The organism is Frankia sp. KB5 (genome assembly GCF_002099325.1).
In the GTDB taxonomy this organism is placed as follows: Bacteria; Actinomycetota; Actinomycetes; order Frankiales; family Frankiaceae; genus Frankia; species Frankia casuarinae.
Window position 1 is genome coordinate 1 of record NZ_MRUJ01000218.1, and the last position, 10,938, is coordinate 10,938.

The window sequence follows — 10,938 nt, forward strand, 5'->3', positions numbered from 1 at the left end:
GTGCTCGCCGACCAGGACGGGGAAACCGGCCTGGGCGCGCTGGTCCAGGCGGCTGCCGGACCTCCGATCCCGGCCGAGCCGCCGGGCGCTGAGGGGAGACTCGCCCCGGCGTCAGCCGACTGAGTCAGCCGAAGTCGGACGGCTGAGCAGCGGCGCCGCCGACGGCCCGGTGAGACCGGAACCGGTCTCACCGGGCCGCTTGCGCTCGCAGCCCGTCGCAGATCACGGCCATCACACCGTCGGCCTCCTTCGGCCCGCCGCCCACGCCGTCGTTGGCGATGAACACGGCGCGCAGCAGAACCTTGAGCAGGGTGATGTCCACGTCCGTCCGCACCGTCCCGGCCTGCTGGGCCCGGCGCATCAGCACCTCGACGGCGGCCCACAGGCCGCGGTTGACGTCGGTGAGGCTGGCGGTAATGTCGACGCCTATCCCGGCCACGGCGTCGATGAGGTCACGCTTGGCGGCGCTCTCCCGGTGCATCCCGGAGATGAAGGCGAAGAAGGCCGCGCCCGGCTCGGGGGCGTCGGCCAGCTCCTCGGCGCGGTCCACCAGGCGCTGCGCGCGGTCCAGGATCACCGCGTCGAAGAGGGCCTCCTTGGTCGGGAAGTGCCGGTAGACGGTCCCGGCGCCGACCCCGGCCCGGCGGGCGATCTCGTCCAGGCCGACCTGGAGCCCCACGGAGGCGAAGGCCTCCTGCGCGGCCTTCAGCACCCGGGCCCGGTTGCGCCGGGCGTCGGCGCGCATCGCCGGCGCGACCGGGCGCTCGGCGGCCGGGACTTCGGCGGGTGGGATCCCAGCGGGCGGGGATGTCTCAGTGGCCATGTGCGGATCCCTCGGTGACGGCCGCGACGCCGACGGGCCCGGCCGGCTCTCCCCCAGGTTAGTGCATGCCTTTCGGAGCGGCGACGTGCTCGGGCACCAGGCCGGGCACCGGGGGCCGGTCAACTCTGCGCCTCGGACCCCGCCGGGGTCACGGGCGGGGCGGCCGCGGCCGCCTCGGGTTCCGGCCGCCGCCTACCTGGCAGCATCAGCGCCGGCGGCACGGCGACCACGGTGAACGCGGTCATCCACAGGAACGCGGCGCCGAACCCGGAGGCGTGCGCCACCGGGCCGCCGGGGTGCCCGGCCAGCTCGTGCTGAAGCACCACGGCGGCCACCGCCACCCCGAACGAGCCGCCCACCTGGAGCAGAATCCGGGTGGTGCTGCTGGCGTGCGGGATCCGGTCCTTGGACAGGCCCTGGAAGGCGGCGACCATCACGGCGATGTTCACCGCCGACAGCCCCGCCCCGCGCACCACCAGGCCGGCGATCTGCGGCACCTGGCCGCCGTGCACGCCGGCCCAGCCGAACGGCAGGCTCCCGACCAGCGCGCACACCACCCCGGCGAGCACAACCGGACGCGGCCCGTAGCGGTCCGAGAGCTTGCCGACGGACCTGCGCGCCGCCAGGCTGCCGATGCCCTGGGGAGCCAGCAGGAGCCCCGCGGTCAGCGCGGAGTATCCGCGGACCTGCTGGTAGAAGAGGGGTAGCAGGAACGCCACCCCGTACAGCGACAGCCCGGACAGGAACAGCAGCGCCGAGGAGGCCGCGAACGACCGGACCCGGAACAGCCGGACGTCGAGCATCGCGGCGTCGCCGACCCGCGCCGCGTAGACCGCGAACCCGGCCAGGAGCAGGACGCCGAGGGCCAGCGGCACCCAGGCCCCCGGCCGGACGCCGAGCTGCGCGACCCGGGTCAGGGCGTAGAGCAGGGCGACCGCGCCGGGGACGAACAGCACCAGGCCCGCGACGTCCAGCGGGCGGCGCTGCCGGTCCTGGTCGCGGTCCAGCCCGCGCCAGGCCAGGACGAAGGCGAGCAGGCCGATCGGCACGTTGATGAGGAAGATCCAGCGCCAGCTCGCCGCCTGCAGGATCAGGCCGCCGACCACGGGGCCCAGGATCGGGACCACCACGGCGGGCAGGCTGATCGCGGCCATCACCCGCCCCAGCCGGGCCGGGCCGGGCCGGCGGCGCGCACCAGCAGGGTCTGCTGCACCGGCAGCATCAGTCCGCCGCCGAGTCCCTGGACCACCCGGAAGGCGATCAGGCCGCCGATGTTCCACGACGCGCCGGCCAGCGCCGAGCCGACCGTGAACAGCGCGACGCCCGCCAGCCACACCGCCCGGCCGCCGAAGCGGCCGACGGCCCAGGCGGTCAGCGGGATGCTCACGCCGAGGGCGAGCAGGAACGCGGTGCTCACCCACTGCACCACGGAGACGCCGGTGTGCAGGTCCGTGGCCAGCCGCGCGGTGGCGACGTTGACGATGGTGGTGTCCAGCAGCACCGCCACCAGCCCGACCAGGAGGATCGCGGCCACCGAGYGGTGGCTGGAGTTCGCCGAGGCCTGGGGCGGGAAGTATCCGGCGATCGTCCGGTTGTGGGAGAACGCCTGGGCGGAGTTCACGCCGTTCCTGGCCTTCGACGCCGAGATCCGCCGGGTGATCTGCTCGACCAACGCGATCGAGAGCGTCAACGCCCGGATCCGCCGCGCGGTCCGGGCCCGCGGGCACTTCCCGAACGAGACCGCCGCGCTGAAGTGCATCTACCTGGCGGTCATGAGCCTCGACCCCACCGGGCAGGGCCGCAAGCGCTGGGTGATCCGCTGGAAGGGCGCTCTCAACGCCTTCGACGTCGCGTTCGACGGCCGGCTCACCGCAGGCCGCAAGTAGCCCACCTCAACCCGATTTACACCGTTATCTTGGCAGAGCCGTTATCTTGACACCCCCCAACCGAAACCACGGTGGCCTGGGCGTGTACTTTATGGATCCGGCGGGGCATGGTATGGAAATCATCACCCGTCCGTACGGCAGCCACCACCAGCCGACGGTGCTCTGAGCCAGCGCCGGCCCGGCCAGGGCTTTTGTGGGCCCTGACCGGGCCACCCTTCATCCATATGGACGAAATAAGCCAAAGTGCGGCCTGCGGAAGGGCGGAGCCCAAGCGGCCTTGCATCTGCAACCCGGGGATGGTACCGACCGTGCCTGTACCGCCATCAAGGTTCTGACCGGCATCTTTTGGKTGATCGGGTCGCATCCCGGGTCCATCCCTGGGGTGCACATGCCGCGCGGCTCGGCCGATGGGACTGTGCGGCGACATGGTTCCAGCGGCCCGACGTCTGGTGGAATCCTGCTGCGAGTGAATCAACCCGTGTGGTCTGGGATGACGTCATGTCGGGCGAGCAAGGGGAGCAGGGTGTGGCGGCCCTGGGTGATGGTCCACTGCTCCGCGGCGAGACCAGCGATACGGGCGCCTGCGATGTTCTTCTCGTTGTCGTCGATGAACAGGATGCTGGCCGGGTCCACGCCGATGCGGCGGGCGGCCTCGGTGAAGAAGGCGGGGGCGGGCTTGGCGATGCCGAGGTCGCAGGAGTAGCAGCTGACGTTGAACAAGCGGTCGTAGCCAAGCGCCGAGCGCATGTAGGCGGCGCGGTGCCGCTCCTGGTTCGTGCCGAGATGGACACCGTAACCGCGCAACCGCAGGGCCCGGACCAGCGCGAGAGATTCGTCCATGACGTCGATCCGGTGCCACACGTCTCGGTACACGTCTTCGACCGGCGTCGATACGGCGAACTCGGCCAGGGTCGCCGCGAGCACCGGCATGTAGTCACCGCGCCCCGCGAGCATCGGGAGCTCGTCCTTCCAGGTCCGGTGGAGGAACTCCCGCGAACGCTCGCCCAGGTACGGCTCCATCGCCGCGTACCAACCTCCAGGGATCTCCTGAAGGACTCCGTCCGCGTCGAACAGCACGTGCCTGACGCCTGCCACCGATCTTCGCCTCCTTTTCGAGACCGGGTCAATGGGGCAGCCGTTCTCACAGATGTCCCACAGAGTCTGGCCCGCCAGGCGGAGGCTGCTGGGGGGACGTCCACAAGATGCCCGGTGGGTGTCCAGTCGTGAGGGGAGGTTGATCTACGGGGAGCACCGGGCGACGCGTTAGCGAAGCAGGCCGAGGTAGCGCGAGAGGGTGTGCTCGACCTGGGCCATGTCATCGCGGGAGAGGTAGTCCACGAGTTCACCCGCGACATAGGCGCTGTCGATGGTCCGGATCTGGTCGATCAGGATCCTGGTCGACCGTCCCGCAATGATCACCTCTGGTCTGAAGGTGGATGCCTGCGCGCTGGTCGACGTGGGAGCGATCGTGACCGTGGACCACGTGTTCTGTTCCATGCTCAGGACGAGGCCGAGCCGACGCCCCCGCTGTTCATGCCCGCGCTTGGCGTCGCCGAGGTCGACCGGGTATACCGCCCCGCGGATCAGGGCTGGTCCTGGGACCTGGCTGGTACCGCGAGGTTCGTACCTGTGATCACAATATTGCCGTTGGTGTCATACCCCCACGCGTCGGGCTCGGCGGACAGGTCCTCGTTCCGCAGCCGGTGCATGTCCTCGCGGGCGCGCGTCTCCCACGCCTCCCGGTCCAGCAGCCGCAGGGCACGCCGGATGACGTCGCTGGTCTTCTCGTCCTGACGGCGGTTGGCCTCGACGATCCGGAGGTCCTYTTCGGTGGGACGGAACCCGACACTCATGAGGCCACCGTACAACAAACGTACAACAGTCGGGGTGGGTTTGGYGGACGCGCAGATCGAGGCATGTGTGTCCTGGGGGTGGTACCGATCGTGCCGGCATAGTTTCAGGCGTCTCACCAGCATCTTTAGGTAGTCCGGACGGCCCTTGGTCCGCACCCGCGTTGCACACGCCGCACGGCTCGGGCGCAGTACGCCGACTGCCGCGATCAAGGTTCCGTACGTCCGGCGCGCCGCCAGGGTCGTTTGAGCAGTTCGGGTGTGCCTGCGGTGCGTCGGAGCCGTCTTCGCAGGTCCTCGGCGGCGGCGCGGATCGCGGCGGGGTCGCTGCCGGCGAGGGCAGCGCGCAGTGTGGCGAGCCCTCGTTCGACGTCGGCGCGGGCGGCGGCTCTGGACCGGCTCCCGCGCTCGGCGAGGAGTCGTTCGGCCGCGTGGGCCAGTGACTCGGCCTGGTTGCGGGTCTCGGCCTCCTCGCGGCGTCGGCGGTCCTGGTCGAACTGCCTGCGCGCGATCGCCGTCATCCGGTCGAGGTCCTGTCGCGACAGCGCGGTGTCCGCGCCGAGTTGCGCCGACAGCTCCCGGCCGGTGCCGAGGTCCTTCGCCGAGACGTACATGTCGCCGTCGATGTCGATGGTTACCTCGATCCGCGGCACGTTGCGCCGCGCCGCGGGCAGGCCGGTGAGTTCGAACCTGTCGAGCTTCCTGTTGTGGGCCGCCATCTCGTGCTCGCCCTGGAGCACCTGGATCCGCACGGACGGCTGGTTGTCCTCGGCCGTCGTGAAGATGTCGGAGCGCTTCGTCGGGATCGTGGTGTTGCGCTCGATCAACGTGGTCATGGCGCCGCCCTCGGTCTCGACGCCCAGGGACAGCGGAATGACATCGAGGTCAAAGACGTCCCTGACCTCCCCCATCCTGATACCGGCCCGCAGCGCGGCGCCGACGGCGACGACCTCGTCGGGGTTGACGCTCTTGTTCGGCTCCTTGCCGCCGGTCAGCTCGCGCACCAGGTCGACGACGGCCGGCATCCGGGTGCAGCCGCCGATGAGCACGACGTGGTCGATTCGGCTGGCCTTGATCCCGGCGTCCTTGACGGCCTGCCGGAACGGGATCCGACAGCGGTCGATCAGATCCTGGGTCATTCGCTGGAACTCGGCCCGCGTTAGGGTCACATCCAGGTGCAGCGGGCCCTCGGCCGAGGTGGTGAGGTAGGGCAGGGTGATCGAGGTCTGGGTGGACTGCGACAGTTCGATCCTGGCCTTCTCGGCGGCCTCCCGTAGCCGCTCCAGCGCCGTCCTGTCCGTGCCGAGGTCGACGCCGTGCCGGCCCTGGAAGGTCCTGACCAGATGATCGATGATCCGCTGGTCCCAGTCGTCGCCGCCGAGGCCCGGGTCGCCCGCCGTCGAGGCCCGGGTCGCCCGCCGTCGACTTCACGTCGACCACACCGTCCCCGAGCTCCAGCACCGACACGTCCAGGGTGCCACCGCCAAGATCGAAGACCAGGATCGTCTGTTCCCGGTCTCCCTTGTCGTGGGCGTAGGCGAGGCCCGTCAGGGTGGGGCCGCTGATGAGCAGCTCGGCTCTCAGGCCGGCGATCGCCGCGGCTTCGGCCGCCGCCCGCCGCAGCGGGTAGCCGGCGGTCACGGGGACCGAGATGACGGCCGAGCCCACGGCCTCGCCGAGGTGGGCCTCGGCACCGCGAACGAGATCGGACAGCAGGAAGGCGAGGATCTGCTGCGCGAGGTACCTATCGCCGTCGATGTCGACGCTCCAGCCGGCGCCCAGGCGGCGGGTGACGGACCGGACAGTGGAGGGCGGGGTCAAACGGTCGTAGCGACGCCTCGATAGGATGATCGTGATGGCGTCGAGGACTGGCAGGGCGGATGGCGATCGTCGTGGTGGTCGCGGCTTGGTGTGCGGTGAGGTGGGTACGGCAGGTAGTGTCGCGGAGCGTGACTCTCGATCGGTGGCGGGATCAGTACGCCCAGCGTGCTCAGGGGATGATCGCGAGCGAGGTTCGGGCGTTGTTCGCGGTGGCATCCCGTCCCGAGATCGTGTCACTCGCCGGCGGCATGCCCCCGGTGGACGTCCTTCCGTTGGAGGCGGTCGCGGCGACGGTCTCGGAGCTGGTGCGCAGCCGGGGTGCGGTGGCGCTGCAGTACGGCTCGGCGCAGGGCGATCCGGGGTTGCGGGCGCGGATCTGTGACGTGATGGCGATGGAGGGCATCACCGACGCCCACCCTGACAATGTGGTGGTGACCGCCGGGTCGCAGCAGGCGCTGGATCTGCTCACCCGCGTGTTCATCGACCCGGGCGACGTGGTCGTCACCGAGGGGCCGACCTACGTGACGGCGATCAACACGTTCGCGGCCTATCAGGCGCGGATCGTGCATGTGCCGATGGATGGCGACGGCCTGTCGCCGGGCGCGCTTGCGGAGATGTTGGCGCGGCTGGCCGCGGACGGTGCCCAAGTGAAGTTGCTGTACACGGTGCCGACGTTTCAGAATCCCGGGGGGATCACGCTGACGGCGCCGCGGCGGTCCGAGGTGATCGAGCTGTGCCGCCGGGCGGGGGTGCTGGTGGTGGAGGACAACCCGTACGGGTTGCTGTCGTTCACGGGTGAGCCGGTGCGGGCGATGCGCGCCGACGCGGCGGACGACGTGGTGTATCTGGGGTCGTTCTCGAAGACGTTGGCGCCGGGGCTGCGGGTGGGGTGGGCGCTGGCTCCGCCGGCGGTGACGGCGCGGCTGGTGTTGGCGGCGGAGTCGGCGATCCTGTCGCAGTCGATGTTCACGCAGCTGGCGGTGGAGCGGTATCTGGCGACGCAGCCGTGGACGGAGCAGGTGAAGGCGTTCCGGGAGATGTACCGGGAGCGCCGCGACGCCATGCTCGACGCCCTGGACGAGGCGATGCCCGCCGGTGCGTCCTGGACTCGGCCGGACGGGGGGTTCTTCGTGTGGTTGACGCTGCCGGACGGGGTGAACACGAAGGCGATGTTGCCGCGGGCGATCGCCGCCCGGGTGGCCTATGTGCCCGGGGTCGGGTTCTACGCCGACGGGTCGGGTGGTATCAGCATGCGGTTGTCGTACTGCTACCCGTCCCCGGAGCGTATCCGGGAGGGGGTCGGTCGCCTCAGCGCGGTCGTGCGCGACGAGCTGGCCCTGCGTGACACCTTCGGTTCCCACCCCTCCCGTCCCTGATATGCCCGACACCGTGAAGGATCCGACGATGACTGATCTGGGCCGTGTGCTGATCCTCGCCGGCGGGCTGTCCCCCGAGCGGGAGGTCTCCCTGCATTCGGGGGGGAAGCTGCGCGACGCGCTGGCCCGCATCGGGGTCGAGGCCGAGCTGGCGGATGTCGACGCCGCGACGCTGCCCGCGCTGGCTGCCGACCCGCCCGACGTGGTGTTCCCGGTACTACACGGGACCTCGGGGGAGGACGGCACGATCCGCGAAGTGCTGGATCTGTACGACCTGCCCTACGTCGGCGCCCTGCCCCCGGCGTGCCGGGTGGCGTTCGACAAGGCGACAGCGAAGGCGGCGGTCGCCGCGGCGGGGGTGGCGACCCCGGCGGCGGTGACGCTGCCCCGCGAGGCCTTTCACGATCTGGGGGCCGCCGCGCTGATCGAGCGGATCGTCGCCCGCCTGGGACTGCCCGTCGTGGTCAAGCCCCGCGCGGGAGGGTCGGCGTTCGGCGTAACGCGCGTCGAGGACGCGGGTGAACTCGCTGAGGCGCTGATGAGCTGCTTCGGCTACCACGACTCGGCGCTGATCGAACAGGCCGTCGCCGGGGTCGAGATCGCCATCGGGGTCGTCGACACCGGGGAGGGGCCGGTCGCACTGCCGGCCGTCGAGATCGAGCCGAGGGCGGGGGTGTACGACTACGCGGCCCGGTACACCGCGGGTGCCACCTCGTTCTTCACCCCGGCCCGCCTCAGCGAGGAGATCCTGCGCGCCGCCGCCGAGACCGCGCTCACGGCGCACCGGGTGCTGGGCCTGCGAGACCTGTCCCGCACCGACCTGATCGTCGACGGGAACGGGGTCGCGCAGTTCCTGGAGGTGAACGTCGCCCCCGGCATGACCGACACGAGCACCTGGCCGATGGGGCTGCACGCCGCCGGTCTCGACTTCGCCGTGGTCTGCCGCGACCTCGCAGCCCACGCCTACGACCGCCGCGACGCCGCTCGCGGCTGAGCGCGGGACCGTCGTTCAGCGGCGGTACACCGAGACGTGCTTGCGGGCGGCGTTGGGGTCGTAGGCGGTGGCGTCCCAGTCGCCCCACCGGTACGCGAGTCGGAGACCCGCGGCTGCCGCCAAGGCGTCGATCTCCTCGGGCCACAGGTAGAGCATCCGACCCGGGTACATCCGGACCGGCGCACCGTCGGCCAGCACGATCTCGTGGTAGTCGAAGGTGCGGGCGGTGGGAGTGTTCGTGGCGGCGAACAGCACCACACGCTCGGTGCTGCGCTGCTTGACCAGCACGGCCGAGTCGGCGGGGAACATGCCGGGATGCGCCCCGTCCGGCAGCCRCCCCGGCCGGGGCACGAACGTCTCCAGCACCAGCGATCCGCCGTCGCCGAGGGCCTTCGCGGCCTGCGCCAGGAACCGGGATTGGACGTCGCGGTCGGCGAGGAGGAAGAACGTGTTGAACACGGCATAGACCAGGGGGACCGGGTCGGCGACGGTGAAGGTCGCCGCGTCGGCTTCGACCGCGGTGACCGCAAGCCCCTCTGCCACGGCGGATCGGTGCAGTTGGCGGGTCATCTCCCCGGAAGCGTCGATCCCGACGACCGGGACCCCCGCGCGGGCCAGGGGAGCGCGACCCGGCCGGTGCCCGAGCCGACCTCGACCGCCGGGCCGTCCCCGGCGAACGCGGCGAGCACCTTGATCTGCACGGGGTCCGCGGCGAAGGTGCCGTAGAGGTCGTCGTAGGTGTCGGCGATCGCATCGCCGTACGTCGACTCCTGGTAGTGATCAGCTGGCATCGAACACCTCACCCGTCGTGGCGTTACACGCTGGTAACGTCGGCTGTACCGGTACAGGAAGAGTGATCCTATCGAGAGATCGAAAACAGTACCGGTACAGTTTGAGTGACGAGGAGTGCCGGTATGCCCAGATATGAGGAGATCGCCGCCGAGCTACGCCGGCGCCTCGACGCCGACCCCACCCCCTACCCCGTGGGCAGCCGCCTGCCCGGCCACAGCCAGCTGACCGCGGAGTTCTCCGTCGGCCGCGGCGTCCTGACCGAAGCCCTCGGCCTCTTGGCCCTCGAAGGCCGCATCCGCATCGCCGACCGCTCCGGCGCCCTCGTCCTCGACCCCACCGCACCCCCGCAGCCCGTCGACGTCGGCAGCCAGGTCCGCCGCAACGAACTCGGCTACATCTTCAACGCCGCCGCCGGCCACTGGCGACCCACTGCGCCACCCACCCGCCGCTGGCTGCCCGCGCCCCCACACATCGCCCGCCTCCTCGACGTCCCCATCGGTAGCGATGTGCTGGAACGCCACCGGATCGTCGGCCCCGACGGCCACCCGGTCCAGATCGCCGACTCCTACCTTCCCGCCGCGCTCGCCCGCGGCACCATCCTCGAAGCCGCCTCCACCGGACCCGGAGGTATCTACGAGCGGCTCGAACACGACTTCGGCCACGGCCCCCTCACCTGGCACCCCCGCGTCGGCGCCGCCGCGGCTACCCCCGAGCAGGCCCGCGACCTCGGCGTCTCCCGCGGCACCCCGCTGCTCGTCCTCACCCGCATCTCGATCAGCGGCACCAGCGGACGCCCCGTCGAAGTCACGATCACCTACCTCGACGGACACCGCTTCGAGGTCACCGGCCAGCCGATCACCCGCGACGACACCGCCGCCTGGCCCACCGCACCCGCCAGCGCGGAAAACCGACCAGCCGCCCTCTGAGGTGAGGATTTCCGGTGTGGGCTGGGTCGGTTGCGGGCGTGGCTGACCGCGCCGGGTGGTCGGGCCCGGCGTCACAGCGTGGCTGTTCGGTTGTGGCTATTCCTCCTGGGTGGTCAGGCGGCGGGCTGTTCGGGTTCGATGGTTACTTTCAGGCCGAGTTTCTCGAGTTGGGCGACGAGGCGTTTCTGCTGGGCTTCCGTGCTGTGCCGGCGCCGCATCCATTCAGGGCCGAGGTCCCGGTAGACGGTGTCGTCGTGGACGATGTGCCAGTAGGCGATCAGAATGTCGTGGCGGATCGCCCCCACGGCTTTCTGGACGCCACGGCGGCCCCGGATCTGGGCGTAGTGCGCGGCCAGATAGGTGTCCCGCGTGTCTGGGCGGCGGCGTGCGCCGCCTCGGTGAGCGCGGTCCGCAGCCACGTCGACCCCTGACGGCTACGACCCGACCGGGCCTTCCCACCGGAGGCGTGG

Annotated in this window: 12 protein-coding genes and 4 pseudogenes; 5 read left to right on the forward strand and 11 right to left on the reverse strand. The window is 70.9% G+C overall.

The window, feature by feature from the left end; translation table 11 throughout:
- Positions 1-187: 187 nt before the first annotated feature.
- From KBI5_RS19330 to KBI5_RS27095, 3 genes are all read right to left on the reverse strand, one after another.
- Positions 188-823: a TetR/AcrR family transcriptional regulator gene (locus KBI5_RS19330; RefSeq protein ID WP_116289962.1), complete on the reverse strand. Its 636-nt coding sequence runs from the start codon at positions 821-823 to the stop codon at positions 188-190.
- Positions 824-942: 119 nt separating this feature from the next.
- Positions 943-1,977: an MFS transporter gene (locus KBI5_RS19335; protein ID WP_198537810.1), complete on the reverse strand. Its 1,035-nt coding sequence runs from the start codon at positions 1,975-1,977 to the stop codon at positions 943-945.
- On the reverse strand, positions 1,977-2,330 hold the full coding sequence (locus KBI5_RS27095; protein ID WP_198031067.1) for an MFS transporter: 354 nt from the start codon (positions 2,328-2,330) through the stop codon (positions 1,977-1,979). The genes KBI5_RS19335 and KBI5_RS27095 overlap by 1 nt, the downstream gene beginning before the upstream one ends.
- Before the next feature lie 40 nt (positions 2,331-2,370).
- Between KBI5_RS27095 and KBI5_RS19340 the strand changes: the two are divergent.
- Positions 2,371-2,709, forward strand: a pseudogene (locus KBI5_RS19340) (transposase); the annotation flags it as partial.
- Positions 2,710-2,767: 58 nt separating this feature from the next.
- Positions 2,768-2,875, forward strand: a pseudogene (locus KBI5_RS28825) (VOC family protein); the annotation flags it as partial.
- Between the two features lie 305 nt (positions 2,876-3,180).
- On the opposite strand, the gene KBI5_RS19350 reads toward KBI5_RS28825, so the two are convergent.
- The 4 genes and pseudogenes from KBI5_RS19350 to KBI5_RS19365 form a co-directional block, all read right to left on the reverse strand.
- Positions 3,181-3,804, reverse strand: coding sequence for an HAD-IA family hydrolase (locus KBI5_RS19350; RefSeq protein WP_023842083.1), 624 nt, complete (start codon positions 3,802-3,804; stop codon positions 3,181-3,183).
- 168 nt (positions 3,805-3,972) lie between these two features.
- A complete protein-coding gene (locus tag KBI5_RS19355; protein WP_035734471.1) occupies positions 3,973-4,296 on the reverse strand; it encodes a type II toxin-antitoxin system PemK/MazF family toxin in 324 nt (107 codons plus the stop codon).
- A 74-nt stretch (positions 4,297-4,370) separates the two neighbouring features.
- Positions 4,371-4,562 (reverse strand): annotated as a pseudogene (locus KBI5_RS19360) (hypothetical protein); the annotation flags it as partial.
- 287 nt (positions 4,563-4,849) lie between these two features.
- Positions 4,850-6,365, reverse strand: a pseudogene (locus KBI5_RS19365) (Hsp70 family protein); the annotation flags it as partial.
- Positions 6,366-6,556: 191 nt separating this feature from the next.
- Here KBI5_RS19365 and KBI5_RS19370 point away from each other — a divergent pair.
- Both KBI5_RS19370 and KBI5_RS19375 read left to right on the forward strand, forming a co-directional pair.
- Entirely contained in the window at positions 6,557-7,756 is a 1,200-nt protein-coding gene (locus KBI5_RS19370; protein WP_043591715.1) for a PLP-dependent aminotransferase family protein, read from the forward strand.
- A gap of 28 nt (positions 7,757-7,784) precedes the next feature.
- Positions 7,785-8,750 (forward strand): D-alanine--D-alanine ligase, encoded by a 966-nt coding sequence (locus KBI5_RS19375; RefSeq protein WP_023842090.1) that lies wholly within the window; start codon positions 7,785-7,787, stop codon positions 8,748-8,750.
- A 15-nt stretch (positions 8,751-8,765) separates the two neighbouring features.
- Here the strand turns inward: KBI5_RS19375 and KBI5_RS19380 are convergent, their stop codons facing one another.
- Positions 8,766-9,320 (reverse strand): class I SAM-dependent methyltransferase, encoded by a 555-nt coding sequence (locus tag KBI5_RS19380; protein ID WP_241883025.1) that lies wholly within the window; start codon positions 9,318-9,320, stop codon positions 8,766-8,768.
- Positions 9,317-9,541 (reverse strand): hypothetical protein, encoded by a 225-nt coding sequence (locus tag KBI5_RS27100; RefSeq protein WP_023842092.1) that lies wholly within the window; start codon positions 9,539-9,541, stop codon positions 9,317-9,319. The genes KBI5_RS19380 and KBI5_RS27100 overlap by 4 nt, the downstream gene beginning before the upstream one ends.
- A 123-nt stretch (positions 9,542-9,664) precedes the next feature.
- Here KBI5_RS27100 and KBI5_RS19385 point away from each other — a divergent pair, with 123 nt between their 5' ends.
- Positions 9,665-10,468 carry a GntR family transcriptional regulator gene (locus KBI5_RS19385; protein WP_085016033.1) on the forward strand — a complete coding sequence of 268 codons (804 nt, stop codon included), beginning with the start codon at positions 9,665-9,667 and terminating at the stop codon, positions 10,466-10,468.
- Positions 10,469-10,581: 113 nt separating this feature from the next.
- Here KBI5_RS19385 and KBI5_RS19390 read toward each other — a convergent pair whose 3' ends face one another.
- Together KBI5_RS19390 and KBI5_RS25550 are read right to left on the reverse strand one after the other, a co-directional pair.
- Positions 10,582-10,773 carry a hypothetical protein gene (locus tag KBI5_RS19390; protein ID WP_051623932.1) on the reverse strand — a complete coding sequence of 64 codons (192 nt, stop codon included), beginning with the start codon at positions 10,771-10,773 and terminating at the stop codon, positions 10,582-10,584.
- Positions 10,746-10,938 (reverse strand): transposase (locus tag KBI5_RS25550; RefSeq protein ID WP_157902553.1); only part of this gene is annotated, 193 nt, incomplete at its 5' end. The genes KBI5_RS19390 and KBI5_RS25550, both read right to left, overlap by 28 nt.